Source organism: Bacillus pretiosus (assembly GCF_052947655.1).
The window spans coordinates 678,038-698,300 of sequence record NZ_CM129593.1 but is presented as its reverse complement, the minus strand read 5'-3'; the positions used below and the strand labels follow the sequence as shown (position 1 = coordinate 698,300).

Annotated in this window: 18 protein-coding genes; 6 read left to right on the top strand and 12 right to left on the bottom strand. The window is 37.1% G+C overall.

The features are described 5' to 3' along the window. Positions 1–34: 34 nt before the first annotated feature. Both ACU8YW_RS03515 and bdhA read right to left on the bottom strand, forming a co-directional pair. Complete coding sequence (locus ACU8YW_RS03515; protein ID WP_000948236.1) at positions 35–379, bottom strand: potassium channel family protein; 345 nt, start codon at positions 377–379, stop codon at positions 35–37. A 118-nt stretch (positions 380–497) separates the two neighbouring features. Next, the gene (bdhA, locus tag ACU8YW_RS03510) at positions 498–1,550 is read right to left on the bottom strand and encodes a (R,R)-butanediol dehydrogenase (protein ID WP_000645832.1); all 1,053 of its coding nucleotides are present in this window, start codon (positions 1,548–1,550) and stop codon (positions 498–500) included. 226 nt (positions 1,551–1,776) lie between these two features. Here bdhA and ACU8YW_RS03505 point away from each other — a divergent pair, with 226 nt between their 5' ends. After that, complete coding sequence (locus ACU8YW_RS03505) at positions 1,777–2,955, top strand: MFS transporter (RefSeq protein ID WP_330938332.1); 1,179 nt, start codon at positions 1,777–1,779, stop codon at positions 2,953–2,955. A 281-nt stretch (positions 2,956–3,236) separates the two neighbouring features. On the opposite strand, the gene inhA2 is transcribed toward ACU8YW_RS03505, so the two are convergent. The 10 genes from inhA2 to ACU8YW_RS03455 form a co-directional block, all read right to left on the bottom strand. After that, complete coding sequence (inhA2, locus tag ACU8YW_RS03500) at positions 3,237–5,636, bottom strand: M6 family metalloprotease immune inhibitor InhA2 (RefSeq protein WP_097890008.1); 2,400 nt, start codon at positions 5,634–5,636, stop codon at positions 3,237–3,239. 316 nt (positions 5,637–5,952) lie between these two features. Continuing rightward, on the bottom strand, positions 5,953–6,600 hold the full coding sequence (gene fsa, locus ACU8YW_RS03495) for a fructose-6-phosphate aldolase (protein WP_000667662.1): 648 nt from the start codon (positions 6,598–6,600) through the stop codon (positions 5,953–5,955). Between the two features lie 34 nt (positions 6,601–6,634). Further along, a complete protein-coding gene (gene rbsB / locus ACU8YW_RS03490) occupies positions 6,635–7,561 on the bottom strand; it encodes a ribose ABC transporter substrate-binding protein RbsB (RefSeq protein ID WP_088061895.1) in 927 nt (308 codons plus the stop codon). Between the two features lie 14 nt (positions 7,562–7,575). Beyond that, complete coding sequence (locus tag ACU8YW_RS03485) at positions 7,576–8,511, bottom strand: ABC transporter permease subunit (protein ID WP_088061893.1); 936 nt, start codon at positions 8,509–8,511, stop codon at positions 7,576–7,578. Positions 8,512–8,513: 2 nt separating this feature from the next. Beyond that, complete coding sequence (gene rbsA / locus ACU8YW_RS03480) at positions 8,514–9,998, bottom strand: ribose ABC transporter ATP-binding protein RbsA (protein ID WP_046953796.1); 1,485 nt, start codon at positions 9,996–9,998, stop codon at positions 8,514–8,516. 18 nt (positions 9,999–10,016) lie between these two features. Then, positions 10,017–10,412, bottom strand: coding sequence for a D-ribose pyranase (gene rbsD / locus ACU8YW_RS03475; protein ID WP_000716160.1), 396 nt, complete (start codon positions 10,410–10,412; stop codon positions 10,017–10,019). Continuing rightward, complete coding sequence (gene rbsK, locus ACU8YW_RS03470) at positions 10,409–11,305, bottom strand: ribokinase (protein ID WP_330938331.1); 897 nt, start codon at positions 11,303–11,305, stop codon at positions 10,409–10,411. Before rbsK ends, rbsD begins: the two co-directional genes overlap by 4 nt. A 13-nt stretch (positions 11,306–11,318) precedes the next feature. Then, on the bottom strand, positions 11,319–12,290 hold the full coding sequence (rbsR, locus tag ACU8YW_RS03465; RefSeq protein ID WP_029437473.1) for a ribose operon transcriptional repressor RbsR: 972 nt from the start codon (positions 12,288–12,290) through the stop codon (positions 11,319–11,321). 138 nt (positions 12,291–12,428) lie between these two features. Further along, positions 12,429–14,042: an MDR family MFS transporter gene (locus tag ACU8YW_RS03460; protein WP_088608980.1), complete on the bottom strand. Its 1,614-nt coding sequence runs from the start codon at positions 14,040–14,042 to the stop codon at positions 12,429–12,431. A 19-nt stretch (positions 14,043–14,061) separates the two neighbouring features. Then, entirely contained in the window at positions 14,062–14,520 is a 459-nt protein-coding gene (locus ACU8YW_RS03455) for a MarR family winged helix-turn-helix transcriptional regulator (protein WP_001132358.1), read from the bottom strand. A gap of 272 nt (positions 14,521–14,792) precedes the next feature. Here ACU8YW_RS03455 and glpT point away from each other — a divergent pair, with 272 nt between their 5' ends. From glpT to ACU8YW_RS03430, 5 genes are all read left to right on the top strand, one after another. Continuing rightward, positions 14,793–16,142: a glycerol-3-phosphate transporter gene (glpT, locus tag ACU8YW_RS03450; protein WP_088061884.1), complete on the top strand. Its 1,350-nt coding sequence runs from the start codon at positions 14,793–14,795 to the stop codon at positions 16,140–16,142. Between the two features lie 283 nt (positions 16,143–16,425). Beyond that, complete coding sequence (locus ACU8YW_RS03445; RefSeq protein ID WP_000795363.1) at positions 16,426–17,445, top strand: ABC transporter ATP-binding protein; 1,020 nt, start codon at positions 16,426–16,428, stop codon at positions 17,443–17,445. Beyond that, positions 17,432–18,358 carry an ABC transporter ATP-binding protein gene (locus tag ACU8YW_RS03440; protein WP_001196373.1) on the top strand — a complete coding sequence of 309 codons (927 nt, stop codon included), beginning with the start codon at positions 17,432–17,434 and terminating at the stop codon, positions 18,356–18,358. The genes ACU8YW_RS03445 and ACU8YW_RS03440 overlap by 14 nt, the downstream gene beginning before the upstream one ends. Before the next feature lie 14 nt (positions 18,359–18,372). Beyond that, entirely contained in the window at positions 18,373–19,338 is a 966-nt protein-coding gene (opp4B, locus tag ACU8YW_RS03435; protein ID WP_088061882.1) for an oligopeptide ABC transporter permease, read from the top strand. A 17-nt stretch (positions 19,339–19,355) separates the two neighbouring features. Next, complete coding sequence (locus tag ACU8YW_RS03430; RefSeq protein WP_088061880.1) at positions 19,356–20,261, top strand: ABC transporter permease; 906 nt, start codon at positions 19,356–19,358, stop codon at positions 20,259–20,261. Positions 20,262–20,263: the final 2 nt, after the last annotated feature.

The window sequence follows — 20,263 nt, the reverse complement described above, 5'->3', positions numbered from 1 at the left end:
CTAATGTAAAAAAAGAGTAAAGCATCCACATGCTTTACTCTTTTTTTCTATTCGATAATATACTTGGTAGTTGTACATTAACTGCCAACTTATGAATAAATCCAAACACTAATCCAATCCCAATAAATATGTATAAGATTGTAAATATCTTTCCGAAATCAGTTTGCGGACTAAAATTCCCATCACCGACAGTCGTCAACGTGACCACACTAAAATATAAAGCGTCAAGAGGACGTAATCCTTCAACTGTACTATAAAAAATCGTACCAGATGTTAATGTTAAAAATGTTAATACGAATAACACTTGAAATTCTTTATCTTTCCACGCTCGTAAACAAGCTTTTAGCATTCGTTTCAATGTCAACATAAATGAAAGCATTAGACTTCCCCTTCCAAACAAAATACCTGTAGTTAAAGGAAAGTCTATCACCTTTCTGTATAGAAAAAAAGTAGCCCTCTTCTATTTCTAGAAAAGAGCTACTTTTTACTATTCTCTATTATTTAGGTGAAACAAGAATTTTCACTTGTGTTTTATCTTTTACAAGTGCTTCAAATCCTTCTTCAACAACTTGATCCACTGTGATTTTTTTCGTAATTAATTTCTCTGCTTGAATTTGGCCAGAGCTAATTAATTTAATAACAGCTGGGAAGATATGACGGTATCCAAGAATACCGATAACTTCTTTTTCTTTTAGTACAAGGTTGTTTGGCGTAATTGTCGCATCTTTTTCCCACACACTAACAATTACAGTTTGTCCTTCAAAGCTTGTACTTTCAATCGCTTGACGAAGTACTACTTCGACACCTGTTACTTCAAAGCTCACATTTACACCTAAACCATTTGTTAAGTTACGAATTTCTGCTAGTACATCTTGAGTAGCTGGATTTAATACATAATCCGCACCTGCTAATTTTGCTAACTCTTGACGTTCTTTAGAAAGTTCTACTGCAATAACAGGAGTTGCTCCTGCTGCTTTAGCTGCTTGAATGACAAGAAGTCCAATTGGACCACAACCAAATACTGCTACAGCTTCCCCTTCTTTTAATTTACTTTGACGTACTGCATGAACTGCTACCGCTGCTGGTTCTACAAGTGCACCTTGTTCATACGTCATTTCATCAGGAATATGGTGGACCATATCTTCTGGTACTACTGTATATTCAGAGAAACCGCCGCCGTCTCCGCCAAGACCGTGGAAAACAAGTTGTTCACAAACATTGTAATGTCCATGTTTACAAGCTTCACATTTACCACAAGAATAAATTGGTTCTACAACGACGCGATCTCCCACTTTATGAGAAGTAACGCCTTCACCGATTTCAACTACCTCACCACTAAACTCATGACCTAAAATAACCGGTGCTTTTACGTGTGTTAATGGGTGCTCTTCTGTTGGAATAAAAATAGGTCCTGCTAAATATTCATGCAAGTCTGTTCCGCAGATACCACACCATTTCACTTTAATCTTAACTGCTCCTGGTCTTACAGTTGGTTCTGGTACTTCTTCTACTCGTACATCGCGTTGATTATGCCAAAGTAATGCTTTCATTTTATACATCCCTCTCTACGTATATACTTAACCTGGTGAAGTTTACAAATCTATTATAATACTTCTATCCATATATTTCAAAAAAACAATCTCATTCCCACTAAATTTTAACAAATAACGTTCAATATTTTGTCACTTTGTACTTTTTTCCACATCTGTTAATGCTAATTTCATTGCGGTTGAAATTAGCATTATGCCATAATAGCATAGGAGAGGTGAATATCGCTTGAAATATTTTATTTACTTTATTGTTATCGTAGCGTTTCTAGATACATTTTCACAATTACCTATTATGAGTACGTTCGCTCAAAGTCTTGGAGGATCTCCTCTTATTATTGGGCTAGTTGTCGGTATGTACTCATTCGCTAATATGATCGGTAATATTATTGCTGGCGCTGCTGTCGATAAATTTGGTGCAAAAAAAATACTTTATATAAGCATGGGAATTACGAGTTTCATAGTCTTGTTATACACCGTTGTTCAAAGTGGTGAACAACTATTAGTTGTGCGCTTTATGCACGGCTTTAGTGACGGATTTTTAATTCCTGCTGCCTTTACGTTTTTATCAAAACAAACAAATTCAGCAAGACAAGGTAAGGCAATGGCCCTATCTGGTGCTGCTGTTGGAACAGCGGCAATTGTAGGACCGGCTTTCAGTGGAATTATGAAAGCAACTGCTGGTATAGAGTTGGTGTTCATTACCATTTCTATTTTAATGGTCCTTGGTACAATCGTATCTCTATTCTTCTTACCAAATAACGTATCAAGAAAAGATACTTCAAGAACACAAATGATGAACAAAAAGGATATGATTGAACTATTGAAATCAGAACCGTTATTGCAAGCATATATTGGTGCCTTCACGCTAATGTTTTCACAAGGAATTGTCACTTATATGCTACCAGTGAAAGTTGAGGCATTAGCACTTAAAGCATCTACAACAGGCATGATGTTAAGTGTATTCGGCATTACCGCTATCCTCTTCTTCTTGCTGCCAACAAACCGTATTTACGATCGATTTAATCGTTCAAAACTCATGCTAATTGGGATTGCAGTAATGGCATTCGCGTTATCTTTACTCGGATTATTCGCAACAAAAGGTATGCTCTTTATCGTTATGATGATTTATGGCATTGGATTCGCTATCCTTTTCCCATCGATAAATGCATTACTTGTTGAAAATACGACAGATGATAAGCGCGGAAAAGCATTCGGATTGTTTTATGCTTTCTTCTCATTAGGAGTTGTTGCTGGATCCTTTACAGTTGGTGCAATCGGGGCATCCCCTAGCGTCAGCTTCGTTATCGGAACTGCATTCTTATTAACATTCGCTGGAATGATTTATGTAAGAAGCAAAATAAAAAGTAAAGCAAACAGCAAAGTAAAAAAGACAATGATGGGTTAATTCCATCATTGTCTTTTTTTTCCTAATATATTACTTTTGTGTCTAACCAAATAACAATGTAAATAAATTGAACTGTAAAGGCAATACTGCAGTTCTTCTTTTACAAAAAAAGTGTATAAATACCAACGATACTTCGACAATTTCCTCGGAAATATTTCCTTTCCCCACATAATTTGATACACTACATATGGACAGACACTTGTATTACATAAGCTAAAATAATAACTTACTGTACAAATTGAAAAGCACACTCTTCATATGAAGAATGTGCTTTTATGTTATTAACGTTTAATCCAAACAGCGCCTGCCGATTTATCCTCTGCCTGTCCAACAACTTGGAATTTAAGTCCAAGGTTTGGAACTTTTCTTCCTGCATCTGCAATTTGTTTGTTACTATATACTTTTGAATCATCAAATGTTGTAACACCTTGTAATCCAGAATAGTTAAACTGTCCACGTGTTAATGAATTTGCACTCCATGCTGGTGTTTGATCAAATGAAAATGCAGCATCTGCAATTTGCATACCTGTATTACCGTAAGTTGGTCTTCCGTTTAAATTCCCAACAAATGCCTCTGGATGCGAATCCACAACACCAAGGAATCCTTCACCTGGATGCACCCCAACCCAGTTATCTTTGAAGCTATCATCTGCATACCAAACGACAAGACCTGTATTATACACTGGACCTTTTCCTGCTTTTAATCCATTATCTGATCCCGCATAGTTTCTCCACTCTAAGTAGTAATAATGAGCTTTCTTTTCTGTCCCATCAGAAACAACAAAACCATTTAAATTCATTTTAGCCTGTCCTTCTGTATCATCAGAAAATACAACTTGTCCATCAACAGTTACATTTACATTATCCATCGCGAAACCTTTATATGTTACAGCCGGATCTGTAATATAATCGAATTGCAGTTTCACTTTTTTCCCTTTAAATTGACTTAAATCATATGATTTATCCATCCATTTTCCATCTGTTGTATCTTTATCTTCTTGGACTACTTTTTCTCCAAGTCTATCAATTAACGTTTTCGTTCCATCTTCTGTTACTGCATGCACTTCGACAAAATCGCACTCTGCTTCTAACTCATAATTTGCTTTATAATCGAATTTTGCATTTGTTCCTTTTGTTAAATCAAAGAATGGTGTCTCTAGTGTTGTATGCATATCATCTCCTCTTGTACTATAATATGCATGCTTTCCAAACTCCGGTTTAATCGTTTCAACACTTTTACCTGGTAAGTTAACACGTACAACGCCTGGACGATTGGATTTTGTAACACTTTGATCAATATATGTAGGAACTCCTACTCCACGCTTAATTTTATCGTAATCTACTTCTAAAATTTTTGCCCAGTTGCCACCCATATTCTTTTGTAAGAAGTCTTTATTTTGTGGTGAGAAACTAGTTGGCTCTGTTCCTGCAATTTTCCCTGTCCAACTACCTCCACTCATTAATGACCACGCTTCGACAGGTGAACCAGTTCCAGTATATTTCGTGTCATATTCATCTGGTAAACCAAGATCATGTCCAAATTCATGCGCAAATACACCTACTGCTCCATCTTCTGGTTCAATTGTATAATCATGCGCCGCTACTTTTCCACCAAAGTAATCTACCTTTGATTTTGTACCTTCAACCGCTACTGGATCTATTGCTAATTTTGAACGATGTGACCAAATTGCATCATCACCTAATTTACCGCCACCAGCTTCTTGACCAACGCCAGCATGGATTACCATTAAATGATCAATTACACCATCAGGTTCATTTTGATTTCCATCACCATTTGTATCATATCTATCAAATTGATCAAATTGAGATAAATCTAGCCCTTTCTCAGCAGCTGCATGTAAAGCTTCTTTCACTAAATCACGTGCGCCTTTTGGTCCTTTATTATCGTGACCACTACTACCATCAGCACCGTAGTCAGACGCTTTTCCTGGAACAGTTAGCCATTCCGTTACATATCCATCTGTCGTATAACTTCCACCAGACTGCTCTTCATAATATTGTTTAAACGTTTTTACTTTTGAACCATCAAATAATGTGTACGGTTCATTACCAAATAACATTTTTTGATAATGCTCTCTACTAAAGTCATTCGAATACATATACCCTGGTGTTTGATCAATATTATTATGTTTATAATCACTAAATTCAACGAGTAATACTAATACTTTATCATTTCGAACTGACCCTTTATATGGCGCTTGCTTTGCTTTAGAAGTTGGGACTTGTCCATTCAATTGTTTTTTATTTGGTTCTGGTTTTTGCTCAGGACTAACATTTTTTTCAGGTTTCTTTACTTTCTCCTTTTCTTCCATTTTCTTCTCTTTTACTTTTTTCACGAAATCAGATGCCTCTTTAGCAGTATCCGCTGGAAGAATTTCTTTATTTGCCTGATCGCCTTGTTTCTTTTCAATATACTTTTCTACAGCTTTTTTCGTTTCTTCTTTAGAAGATGCTGGATTAATTGTTCCTCTTTCTTTCAACGCTTCCGCTAAACGATCCTCTTGAATTAAATTGTAATCAATTGGTGTTGTAGATACATTTTCTTTCTCTTTTGCTGGCGTTTCTGCGTATGCTAGCGGAGTACTCATTACAGATGTGCATCCGATAATTGCCGCAATTGCTAATGATGACAACACTTTAAATGGCGTTTTTCTTCTCATTCTATTTCTCTCCTTTTATAAAACTTAAAATTCAGATAAATGAGTGCATTTAAATCGAAATCCCTATTTTCTGCCCTCCCTATATAAAAAGGCATAATTCTATAAACGTTAAGCTTTCTGTTATAGAATCATGCCCCTCCAGTTTTCTGGTCAGAACCTCTACCTTTTTATGTCGAAATATGAAAAATAAAAAGTGATTTGATATATATTAAATAGCTTATATAACAAATTTAAAAGACAATATGCAAAATTGCATGAAAATTCTTTTAAATAAAAAAGAACCCTAGTCAATTAAACTAGGATTCTCGATTTTCTATTATTTCTCTTGTGTTTTTTCCCAATCAGCTAAGAACTTCTCAATTCCTTGATCTGTTAATGGGTGCTTCACTAATGAAGCAATTACGTTTGCTGGGATTGTTGCAATATGTGAACCGTTTAATGCTGCTTCTGTTACGTGAACACTGTGACGTACAGATGCTGCAATGATTTCTGTTTCAATACCGTGAATTGCAAAGATTTCTGCGATTTGACGGATTAGGTCCATACCGTTATGACCGATATCGTCTAAGCGACCTAAGAATGGTGAAACGTATGTTGCACCAGCACGAGCTGCAAGTAATGCTTGAACTGCTGAGAATACTAATGTAACGTTTGTACGAATTCCTAAGTCAGAGAATGCTTTTACTGCTTTTAAACCTTCTGTTGTCATTGGAACTTTTACAACAACGTTTGGAGCAATTTTCGCTAACTCTTTTCCTTCTTCGATCATTTTATCAGCTTCTAAGCTAATTACTTCTGCACTTACAGGTCCTTCTACAACGTTGCAAATTTCACGAATACGCTCGTGGAAATCTACGCCTTCTTTTGCTACAAGTGATGGATTTGTCGTTACTCCAGCTAATACTCCTAATGCATTTGCCTCTTTAATTTCGTTAATGTTTGCTGTATCAATAAAAAATTTCATTTGTTATTCTTCCTTCCTGATTTTCATTTTATATTTATTTGTTTTTCTTAATAAGCTCTAATTCAATCGGAATAGATTTGTCCACTTTTTTACCTTGTGTTATCTCTTTTGCTGTTTGCATCGCCTTCTCCCCGATTAATTCCGGTTTTTGAGCAACTGTTGCAGCCATACGCCCATCGTTAACCGCTTTTACAGCATCTTCTGTTGCATCAAAACCAACAACGACTACATCTGTTTTTCCAGAAGACTTCAATGCTTCAAGTGCCCCTAATGCCATTTCATCGTTATGCGCAAACACGGCTTTAATATCACCATTCGCTTGTAAAATGTTTTCCATAACAGATAATCCTTTAGCTCTATCAAAATCAGCCGCTTGTTTTGCAACTACTTTTAAAGACTTATCAGCTACGTTATGGAATCCTTTCCCACGCTCACGAGCAGCAGAAGATCCAGGGATTCCTTCTAACTCAGCAACGTTTGCTCCCCCGCCAACTAATTCACGAATGTAATCACTAGCCATTTGACCACCTTCGATATTATTAGATGCAATGTGAGAAACAACCTTACCCGAATTTGCAACGCGGTCTACTGTAATAACAGGAACATTTGCAGCATTTGCCGCACTTACTGCTGAAGCAACAGCATCTGAATCGGTCGGATTAATAACAACTACATCGACACCTTTTTGAATTAAATCCTCAACATCGTTCGTTTGCTTTGCTGCATCATTTTGTGCATCAACAGCAATCAATTCAATGCCGCTTGCTTTCGCTTGCTTTTCTGCTCCTTTTTTCAAAGTCACAAAAAATGGATTGTTTAAAGTTGAAACAGAGAATCCAACTTTAATAGTTTTATTTCGACCTTTATCGCTAGAATCCTTTGCCCATTCTGGTGGTTCCATTGAACAACCAGCAGTAATGACCATAATACATGCAACGAGTATAAGTAACCATTTCTTCATGAACTATCCCTCCATTACGCTTCTTTTCGGCGATCAATTAATACAGCTAGTAAGATTACAAGTCCTTTTACAACTTGTTGGAAGAAAGAAGATACACCTAATAAATTTAAACCGTTATTTAGTACACCGATAATAAGTACACCGATGAATGTACCAATAATCCATCCTCTTCCCCCAGAAAGACTTGTTCCACCTAATACAACTGCTGCAATTGCATCTAATTCATAAGAAGTACCTGCAGTTGGCTGTGCAGAATCTAGTCGTGATGTTAAGACAATACCTGCAAGCGCTGCCAAAATTCCGGAAAGACCGTAAATCATTACTTTAATTCTCGTAACATTTATACCTGATAGTGCTGCTGCTTCTTCATTTCCACCAATTGCAAATGTACGGCGACCAAATGTCGTTTTCTTCAAAATGAAGTACAGTACTGCGAAAGCGATCATCATTGTAACAGCTGGTACCGGAATACCTAGAAAATAACCGCGGCCAAACATTTGGAACATTAAATGATCACCAAGACCAGTGATCGGACGTCCGTCCATATAAACAAGCGTCAACCCACGAAAAATAGTCATTGTTGCTAAAGTTGCAATAAATGGAGCTACTTTTCCCTTCGCTATGATGATACCGTTTACAATTCCCATTACAAGACCAGCTAATAATCCAACTGCCATCGCAAGGAACGGGTCCATGCCACTTGCCATCATTCCAGCAACAAGTGCACTTGATAATGCTAAAATAGAACCTACCGATAAGTCAATACCCCCTGTTAAAATTACAAAGGTCATTCCGAATGCAATAAGCGCATTAATCGATACTTGACGCAGTATATTAAATAAATTTGGAATCTCAATAAATGCCGGATTTAAAGCTGTAATTACGACGATAATTAATACTAAACCGATTAAAGAACCGAGTTGTTGTAATACATTCCCCTTCTTAGCCATCCTTACTCTCCCCCTGTAGCTAGTGCCATAATAGACTCTTGTGATGCCTCATCTTTCTCTAAAATGCCGCCGACTTTTCCTTCATGAATAACAAGAACACGATCACTCATTCCTAAAACTTCTGGAAGCTCAGATGATACCATAATAACGGCATCGCCTTGCTCAGTAAGCTTATTCATAATAGAGTAAATTTCTTTTTTCGCTCCAACATCTACACCTCGTGTTGGCTCATCTAAAATGAGTAACTGCGGGTGGATACCTAGCCATTTTGCAATAACAACCTTTTGCTGATTTCCACCAGAAAGAGATTTCACCGCTTGCTCTCCACTAGCTGCTTTCACATTAAGAAGTTTCATCATATCCGCTGTAAACTGTTGTTCTAGTTCGTTACTTAAGACACTTCCCTTTGAAAGACTTTCTAAATTCGGTAAAGCTAAATTTTCTCGAATTGAGAAATCTAAAACTAACCCTTCAGATTTTCTATCCTCTGTAATAAAAGCTATTCTTTGTCTAATCGCATCTATCGGACTATCAATCTTTACTTCTTGTCCATTTATAAAAATTTGGCCAGAATCTAAAGGTTCGTATCCAAATATCGCTTTCATAATATCTGTACGGCCAGCTCCCATCAAGCCAGCAACACCAAGGATTTCACCTTTTCTTACTTGAAACGAAACATTTTCAAACTTCCCTTTTTTCGTTCCGTTACGCATCTCAAAAATGACATCGCCAATTTGACTATTTCGCTCTGGGTAACGTTCACCAATGCTGCGCCCCACCATCATACTCACTACTTCATCAAATGATGTTTCCGGAATGAGTCTCTTTCCTACGTATTCCCCATCACGTAAAATCGTAATGGCATCACATATTGAAAAAATTTCTTCCATTCGGTGTGAGATATAAACGAACGAAACGCCTTCTTTACGTAATTTATTAATGACAGTAAACAACGTTTCAATTTCACGATCTGTTAATGCAGCTGTAGGTTCATCCATAATAATAACGCTCGCGTTTGTCATTAACGCTTTCGCAATTTCGATAATTTGCTGTTGTCCAACCGATAACTCTCCTGCCAACATAGCGCCTTTTACATGTAACCCTAACTCCGCTAGTTGCTGCTGCGCAATCGCGTTCATTTGACGCGTACGCAAAATACCTGTCTTCCCATACATTAACTCTTTACCGAGAAACATATTTTCAGCTACTGTTAAATTCGATAATATGTTCAATTCTTGATGTATAAATGCAATACCGTACTCTTCTGCTTCTTTCGCATTTTTAAAAGTTCGTTCTTGTCCATCAATCGTGATTGTTCCACCATCTTTTTTGTATACACCTGTTAAAATTTTCATGAGCGTTGATTTGCCCGCTCCATTTTCCCCCATCAATGCATGGACTTCCCCTGTTTCAATCATAAACTGTGCATTCTTCAAAACAGGATTGCCATTGAACGCCTTTGAAATATTTTTCATTTCAATACGCATTCCCATCACTTCCTTTTATTAAAAAATCACGCCTGCATGTAAAATTACATTGGCATAAGGAGTAGCCTCTCCTGTACGAATAATTGCTTTCGCTTTCTTCGTGTGCTCTTTAAATTGTTCATGCGATACATATTCAAATGCTGGCTCTATTAATTTCAGCTCGATTTCTTTATTTACTTCCGCATTATTATTAATGACTTCTTCTGCTAACGTTACTTTTTCAATTGCCATATCATCAGCTACCACTTGCAATACGTCTAAAAAGCTAGGTTTTCCAATCTCAACAGCTAAATCAATTCGTTTTACTCCGTCAGGAATTGGTAACCCGCAGTCTGCGATTACAATCGTATCTGTATGTCCAAGTGAAGCAAGGACTGATGCAATCTCACTGTTTAATACACCGTGCTTTTTCATCCGACAATCACCTGTACTTCACGTACTCTATCTCTCGTTGGCATACCGCCCTGTGCCCCAAGTTTCGTTACAGAAAGGCCACCAGCAATATTCGCAAAACGAATTGCTTTTTGAAGTGTTTCTCCTTCAGAAAGCGCCACTGCTAATGCACCATTGAATGTATCACCAGCTCCAGTCGTATCTACTACATCAACAGCGATGCTAGGAACATGTACAATCTCCGTACCATTATGGAAACGAACACCTTTAGAACCTTCTGTCATCAATAGTTTATTTGGATATTTAGCTAGTAACTCTTCAATTGGTGATGTGAAATCATCTAATACGATGCGACACTCATGTTCATTTGGTGTAATATAAGTTGCCTTTTCTAAAATATCTTCTGATAACACTTGTGCTGGCGCTGGATTTAACATAACTGGAATATTATGCTCCTCACAAATAGCCAATACATATTTTACTGTTTCAAGTGGAATCTCTAGTTGAAGAACAACCATATCTGCTTTTATAAGAAGATCTTTTGAACGATCTACAACCGACTCATTTACAAGAGCATTTGCCCCTTGCACGACAACAATACTGTTATCCTCTTCTGCTAAAACGATATGAGCAATTCCTGTCGCCATATCTGTAACCGGTACCACATAGTCGATAAAAACACGTTCGTTCTCTAAATTGCTCCTAACTACAGTTCCATAATTATCGTTTCCAACCGCTCCAACCATCGCTACATTTGCGCCTAATCTAGCTGCAGCAACTGCTTGGTTGGCTCCTTTCCCTCCCGGGATTGTATGAAATGCCTCGCCAATTACTGTTTCTCCTGCTTTCGGACGTTTTTTTGAAACAGCCACTAAGTCCATTGAAATACTACCTACTACTGCAATATTTGGCATCTGTTTCATCTCCTTACTTCGTTGTATTTCGTTCTATAATTTCAATCGGTAAACGATAGTGTTTCTCTTCTAATACGTTTCCTTCCATCTGCTCTAACAACAGCTCTGTTGCAATTTTCCCCATTTCATAAATTGGCTGTGCAACAGTTGTAATAGATGGATACATCATTTCTGTTAAAGAAATTCCATCGAATCCGATAATTTGTAAATCATCTGGAATAGAAATCCCCTTTTGGAGTGCAGCCTTTACAATACCTATTGCAATTAAATCATTTCCAGCAACAATTCCATCAATATGTGGGTATTCTTCTAATAATTCCACTGCTACACGCTCACTATTAGCTGGATCAAATGTACTCTCTGCAATCATATAAGAAAGATTATTTTGCGTAATAACGTCTACAAAACCTTCAAAACGTTCATTAGCAGTGCTTACATCACGCGGTCCGCGAATATGCGCAATATGTTTACAGCCTTTATCTATTAATAGCTTTGTCGCTGCCTGACTCCCTGCATAGTTATCTGCATATACAGTAGGGATACGCTCATTAAACATACGGTCAATTGCAACAACTGGAACAGACAACTTCATGTAATTAACACTATTTTGTGGATTCGTTGCTACAATAAATCCATCCACATTATTTTGCCTAAGTACATCAATATATTGCTTTTCTTTCTCTAAACTCTCATCAGAGTTACAAAGGACAACTGTGTATCCTTGCTTATGCGCTACATCTTCTACGGCACGTGCAACTTCTGGAAAGAATGGATTCACGATATTTGGAACAACTAAGCCAATTAAACGTGATTTTTTATTATACAATGAACGCGCTACTGTACTAGGTTTATAATCTAGCATCTCAATCGCTCGTTCTACTTTCTTTAATGTATCTTCATGAACATATCCATTTTTATTTAACACTCTGGAAACGGTCGCCACAGATACTCCCGCTAATTTCGCAACGTCTTTAATCGTACTCATTCTCTTTCCTCTCCATCCCATGTAACCGTTTACAGAAAACAATATAACGTATTTCTAGAAATACGTCAATCATTTCTCATGAAAAAGCTTTTAAGGTTATACTCAAAAAAAGCACCGCCATAAGGCGATGCTTTTTCATTACGAATAGGATACAGTTTGTTCTTTTTCCTCTGTAGCTGGCTCTTCAGCATCTTTTTTACGATCTGACAGTTTAATCTTCTGTAAGAAAATCGTAAAGATAGCGCCTACTACGATAAATACTAATCCTGTTAAGAATACAGTATGAAGTGAGTCTACTAAAGAGTTTTTCAAGATTGGTACAATGCTGTTAGCGAATGCTTCTGGCATTTGTTTTAATGCCTCTGGACTAAATAGCATCGAATATAAACCTTGTGGATCTGTGTGAATCATATCTTTAAATTTCGTTACCATTTGGCCCGCTTCTTTCGGGAACGTATCTAAGACAGGTACTAATTTATTTGTTAATGTTGTACCTGAAGTGTTATTCATGATTGACCCTAAAATTGTAATACCAAATGTTCCACCGATTTGACGGAAGAACTGACTTGATGATGTTACGACTCCAAGATCTTTTTTCGGGAAACTTTCTTGTAACGCTAATGTTAATGTCGGCATAACAAGACCCATTCCTAAACCGATAATACTCATATAGAAAGTAGCAGTAAGTTTAGTCGTGTGCATATCCATCGTTGTTAATAACCAGAAACCACCAGCCATAATAAGCATCCCTGTAATAATTTGTGGTTTCACACCAACTTTTAATACAAGTTGACCACCGATAATACTCATCACTATCATTGTAATCATCATCGGTGTCATAATTGTTCCTGATTCAGCAGCACTTACTCCTACAATTCCTTGCATGAAGAATGGTACGAACATAATCGCACCGAACATTCCGATACTCATAAAGAAACCAATCGCATTCAGTATTGTAAACGTGCGATTTTTAAAGAAATGCATCGGTAAAATCGGTTCTTCTGCTTTCGTTTCAACGATAACAAAGCTAATAATACCAATTAGAGCTAATGCAAATAAACCGATAATTTGCCAAGAATCCCATGGATAATCTTTTCCGCCAAACGTTAATGCAAGTAATAAACTTACAACACCGAGAATCATCGTAAAGATTCCAGCAATATCAATCTTGATCGGTCCTGTTTGTTTATGTGACTTTAATCCCATTGCAATAAAGATTGTTGCTAAAATACCAACTGGTAAGTTAATGTAGAATACCCATCTCCAGTTCACTGCGTCTACAATCCAACCACCCACTTGTGGTCCAATTACAGAAGCAAGACCGTATAACGCACCAAAAATACCTTGCCATTTCGCACGTTCTTTTCCCGTAAACATATCTCCGATAATAATCATAGCCATTGGCATCATAATACCGCCACCAAGACCTTGAATACCACGGAAAATAATTAATTCTGTCATACCATTTGCCATACCACATAACGCCGAACCAACCATAAAGATAACTAGTCCTGTAATATATACGTTACGACGGCCAAGTAAATCCGCTAATTTACCTGCAATTGGTACAACTGTCGTTGATGTTAACATATAAGCTGTTGTTAACCACGTCATTAAACTTAATCCGCCTAGTTCACCGACGATACGCGGCATTGCTGTACCAACAATCGTTCCATCTAATGCAGCAAATAGCATCGCGATTATTAAACCAATTAACAGCAACTTTCTATTTATGTTTTCTTGTTGCTCCATGTAATCTCCTCAATTCCTCTTAGTTATTCTCTTTTTTCTCTTGTGTCCCGCAAATAATTGTTTCTAACTTCTCAAAGAGGCGTAACAAATCTTCTCTTTCTTGTAATTCTAAATGTGAGAAATATTTTGCAATATGCTCATTACGAGCGGTCATTGCCTCTTCTACTCTAGCTTTCCCCTTTTTTGTTAACTCAATGATGACAACACGACGGTCATCTTTGTCGTGATAGCGTTCTACAAGCTCTTGGTCAATTAGGCGATCAATCATCACTGTAATTGCACTAGGCTTTACATACATCTTTTTTGCTAATTTTGTCGCTCTTGAAGCACCGTAATGATCTAAAATCTTTAAAATATAAAACTGCGGTGGTGTAAGTCCTGTTGCTTGCATTTGTTCTAATAACTCCGTCTGCATTTTCTTTCCAATCGAAAAGGCAAGAGCTTGAATTTTATCGATATGCGTCATATCATTTGGCATGTTATCCACCTCTTATTTAAGCAATAAAATATTTAATGTATTTAAATATTAATCCTACAAACAAAATCCGTCAACACTTTTTATTTATAAAAACGTTTACATTTCTGTCACAAAGTTGTATAATTTTCGACGAAGTTAATATTGACAGTCACGGAGAATCGGAGTATACGGCTATGAATCATAAAAAAGGAAACTTTTTTATATTTCATGGCCTTTTTATATTCTCTCTGACTTACAACATTTCGAATTCATTAGGGGAGGATTTTCATTTTATGTTTTTCACACAATTATTTAAGCCTGCGCCCCACGCGGAACGCTTACCAGCTGATCGCGTTGATAGCGAATACCGTAAATTACGTTTACAAGTATTCTTAGGTATCTTCATCGGCTACGCAGGTTACTACTTTGTTCGAAAAAACTTTTCACTAGCGATGCCATACTTAATCGAACAAGGCTTTAGTAAAGGGGAACTTGGGGTTATCCTTTCAGCAGTATCTATCGCTTACGGATTAAGTAAATTTCTTATGGGTATCGTATCCGACCGTTGTAATCCTCGCTACTTTTTAGCAGCTGGGCTATTTTTATCAGGTATCATTAATATTATTTTCGGCTCATTTTCTTTCATTACAACGAGCATTATACTTATGTTTGTCCTTCAGTTTTTAAATGGATGGGTACAAGGTATGGGATGGCCTCCTTGTGGTCGTACGATGGTTCACTGGTTCTCTATTAGTGAACGTGGTACAAAAATGTCTATTTGGAACGTTGCTCATAATGTCGGTGGCGCGCTTATGCCTTCTCTTGTGACATTAGGCTTATACTTCTTCGCAAATGACTGGAAGAGTATTTTTTACTTCCCAGGTATTCTTTCAATTTTAGTTGGTATTTATGTATTAATTACGATGAGAGATACACCTCAATCTTGTGGATTACCTTCTATCGAAGAACATACTGGAGAATATCCATCAGATGAAAAAGTAAAAGATCGAGAACGCGAACTTTCAGTAAAAGAAATTTTATTTAAATACGTACTAAACAATAAATTTTTATGGTACATCGCTATCGCGAACGTTTTCGTTTATTTCGTACGTTACGGCGTTGTAGACTGGGCTCCTACCTATTTAGTAGAGGAAAAAAGTTTCACTCATAGTAGCTCCCGTACAGCTTACGCTCTATATGAATGGGCTGGTATTCCAGGTACACTTCTTTGCGGATGGATGAGTGATAAACTATTTAAAGGGCGCCGCGCACCTGCTGGTATTTTATTTATGGTTGGTGTATTTATCGCCGTTCTTGTTTACTGGCTAAACCCTCCTGGTAATCCAATGGTTGATAGTATCGCACTTGTCGCGATTGGATTTTTAATTTACGGACCTGTTATGTTAATCGGCCTACACGCACTAGACTTAGCACCAAAAAAAGCTGCTGGAACTGCCGCTGGTTTAACTGGGTTCTTCGGTTACCTAGGTGGAGCTACTTTTGCTAGCGCAGCTATGGGCTTTATCGTAGATGCATTCGGATGGGATGGCGGATTCATCTTATTACTTGTATCTTGTGTACTTGCAATGTTCTTCCTTGCTCTTACTTTAAAGACAGGATCTGCAAAACCAAAACAAGCTTAAGTACTAATATTATTCTTATCAAAAAAAGAGAGGCTGTTCTTTCCAGAACACCTCTCTTTTTTCTACATATAAATCTTTTTTCTTACAAAAGATTTATTCTCCTCTTTTTATATGTTAGCGTTTTCAACTAACTTCAATCCCTTATATAACAGCATTCAATCTCTGTATAAAAAGATTTTTGAATATTTTCTCAACTTATGCTTGTCAAACATTGTCAATTTATATTAAAATAACAACAACATACAAAATATTTAGTCTTTTCAGAAAAGATGGAGGGATAGCCATGAAGAATCCACTTCTTCGCATTGAAAACTTACAGACTTCCTTTCGCATACAAGATCACTATCATGCCGCAGTTGATGATGTTTCGTTAACTGTCCATGAAAATGAAATTGTCGCGATAGTTGGTGAATCAGGTTGCGGAAAAAGTGCACTTGCCCTTTCTATTATGCGACTGCATAATGAAGCAAATACAAAATTACAAGGGCAGCTTAACTATAGAGATAAGGATCTACTAACTATGTCAGCCGCAGAGATGAATAAAGTACGCGGATCAAACATCGGTATGATTTTCCAAGAACCTCTTACAGCACTCGATCCTCTTATGACAGTTGGAAAACAAATCGAAGAAAACTTAGACTACCACACAAGCCTTTCAAAAGTTGAAAAAAAAGAACGCACCTTAGAACTACTTCATCAAGTTGGTATTCCAAAACCAGAACTTACATATAAACAATACCCACACGAATTATCTGGCGGAATGAGACAAAGAATTGTTATCGCAATTGCAATTGCTTGTAACCCAGCACTCATTATTGCGGATGAGCCAACAACGGCTCTTGACGTAACCATCCAAGCACAAATTTTAGACTTACTAAAATCTATTCAAGAACAAACGAAAATGGGCATCATTTTAATTACTCATGATTTAAGTGTTGTCGCAGAAACAGCAGATCGTATCGTCGTTATGTACGCTGGACAAGTTGTAGAGACAGGAAAAGTTGAAGAGATTTTTAACAACCCTCTTCACCCATATACTCGTTCTCTATTAAATTCCATTCCATCTGCGTATGGTGAAAAAGAAAAATTGCATGTAATTCAAGGGGTCGTTCCTTCGTTAGCGAAGCTTCCTCGCACAGGTTGTCGCTTCCAAGCTCGAATTCCATGGATTAGACCTGATCAACACGAGGAAAATCCAATTTTACATGAAGTAAAACCAGACCATTGGGTACGTTGTACTTGCTACAAGCATTTCAACTTCCAAGATAAGAAAGGAGATGACGTAGCTCATGGCACTGCTTAAAGTAGAAGATTTAAAAGTACATTTTCCAATTAAAGGTGGTTTCTTCGGCCGCACATTAGATTACGTGCGTGCTGTCGATGGTGTAAGTTTTGAATTACAACCGGGTGAAACATACGGGATCGTTGGTGAATCCGGAAGTGGCAAATCAACAACGGGTAAAGCAATTATGCATTTAACGAAAGCAACAGAGGGTAGCATTCATTTTAATAATAGAGATTTAACAAAATTAAGTCGCTCTGAGCTACGTGAACAACGAAAAGATATTCAAATGATTTTCCAAGATCCTTATTCATCATTAAATCCGAAGAAACGTGTTCTCGACATTATTGCTGAGCCTCTTCGAAATTTTGAGAAGCTCTCACCTGATGAAGAACGTAGAGCAGTTCAAGAATATCTTGATAAAGTTGGTCTAAATCCAGAGTCAATTTATAAATACCCACATGAATTTTCCGGCGGGCAAAGGCAGCGGATTGGTATTGCACGCGCACTTACATTAAAACCGAAGCTTATTATCGCTGATGAACCTGTATCAGCACTAGATGTTTCTGTACAAGCTCAAGTATTAAACTTCTTACAAGATTTACAAGCTGAGCTCGGATTAACATACTTATTCATTAGTCATGATTTAGGTGTAATTCGTCATATGTGTGATCGTATCGGTGTTATGTATCGCGGACGCATCGTCGAAGAAGCAACTAGTGCAGAAATTTATAGTAATCCGCAACATATTTATACGAAGCGCCTAATATCAGCAATTCCTGATATTCGTCCTGAAAACAGAGAGAGACAGCGTAAGCTCCGTCAACAAGTAAGCTCTGAATACGAGAAGTCATACGAAAATTATTTCAATGAAAACGGTCGGGCTTATGATTTAAAACCAATCTCGCCAACGCACCGGGTGGCATTACCATAAGGGAGTGATAAAACATGTGGAAGTTTATATTACGGAGATTTTTAGTGATGATCCCGCAATTATTCGTGTTAAGTGTACTTGTCTTTCTATTAGCTAAGGCAATGCCAGGCGATGCCTTAACCGGCAGAGCAATGAATCCAAAAGCGGATCCAAAAGTGATTGAAGAACAACGTGAAAAGCTTGGATTAAATGACCCAGTTGCAACACAATATGTTCGCTGGATTAAAAATGCAGCCCAAGGTGACTTCGGTATTTCCTATGCACATAAAATGAAAGTAACCGATTTAATTGGAGAACGACTTGGAAATACAGTATCTTTAGCACTTGTTATTCTTATCCTTACTTATTTAATTGCCATACCACTAGGAGTTATAAGTGGGCGGTGGAATGATACATGGGCTGATCGACTCATTACCATTTACAACTATCTAGGTTTTGCTACACCACTATTTATATTTGCATTAATTATGCTCTTCCTATTCGGATTTAAGTTTGCAATATTCCCAACCGGCGGTAGCGTTGATCCTCAAGTTGCAACAGGTACATTTGCTTACTATTTAAGCAAATTGAATCACATGCTATTACCAGCTTTATCTGGTGCATTAATTGCGACAGTTGGTACGGTTCAATATTTACGAAGCGAAATTATTGATACGAAACATAAAGATTTTGTGCGTACAGTAAGAGCAAAGGGTGTTCCAGAATCAAAAATCTATTCTAGACATATTTTACGAAATTCATTCTTACCAATTGCAGCCTTCTTAGGCTATGAAATTACAGGATTAGTTGGCGGTGCCATCTTTTTAGAAAGTATTTTTAGCTATCCAGGAATTGGACAACTATTTATACAATCTATCTCTCAGCGTGATTTTAGTGTAATAACTGCACTCGTTATGTTTACTGGATTTGCAACGTTACTTGGAACTCTCCTTTCAGATATTATTCTAAGCATCGTCGATCCACGTATTCGTATTGATTAAAGAAAGGAGATGACGTTATGTTAGCAAACCCTGAAAAACAAACTGAAGTTATTCATTACGAAAAAAGCCCTTCTGGTTTCTCTATTATGTGGCGAGAACTTCGTAAAGATAAATTAGCAATGTTTTCACTTATTTTCCTAGCAATCTTATTACTAGCAGTCTACGCAACATCTTTTATTATGAAACAAGAAGATATTGTACGAGTTGATTTATTCGCTATTTATGCTCCTCCCTCTGCTGAACATTGGTTAGGAACAGATTACGGAGGACGCGACATTTTCGGCCAACTTATTATTGGTACACGTAACTCCTTTACAATTGGATTAGCAATTACTATTCTTTCTTGTGTAATTGGCCTTTCAATTGGATTAATTGCCGGTTATTTTGGAGGAGCAATTGATAATATCATTATGCGCATTATCGACTTTGTTATGGTTTTACCATTTTTAATGCTTGTAATTGTATTTATTACACTTGTTCCTACATTCAATATCTTCACTTTCATTTTAATTATGAGCGTGTTCTTATGGACAGGAAAGGCAAGATTAATTCGCTCAAAAGTATTAACTGAAAAAGAACTCGATTATGTCTCTGCATCAAAAACTTTAGGAACACCAAACTGGAAGATCATTCTTTTCCAAGTACTACCTAACTTAAGTTCCATTATCATTGTTAGCGTTACATTAAACCTTGCTGGAAACATCGGTATTGAATCTGGTCTAACCTTCTTAGGATTTGGTCTACCAGAAAGTACACCAAGCCTTGGTACACTTGTTAGTTATGCTAGAAATCCAGATGTATTACAAGAGAAATGGTGGATTTGGTTACCCGCATCAATCATGATTTTAACATTGATGCTGTGTATAAATTTTATTGGTCAAGCGCTACGCCGTTCGGCCGACGCAAGACAAAGAAAAGGATAAGG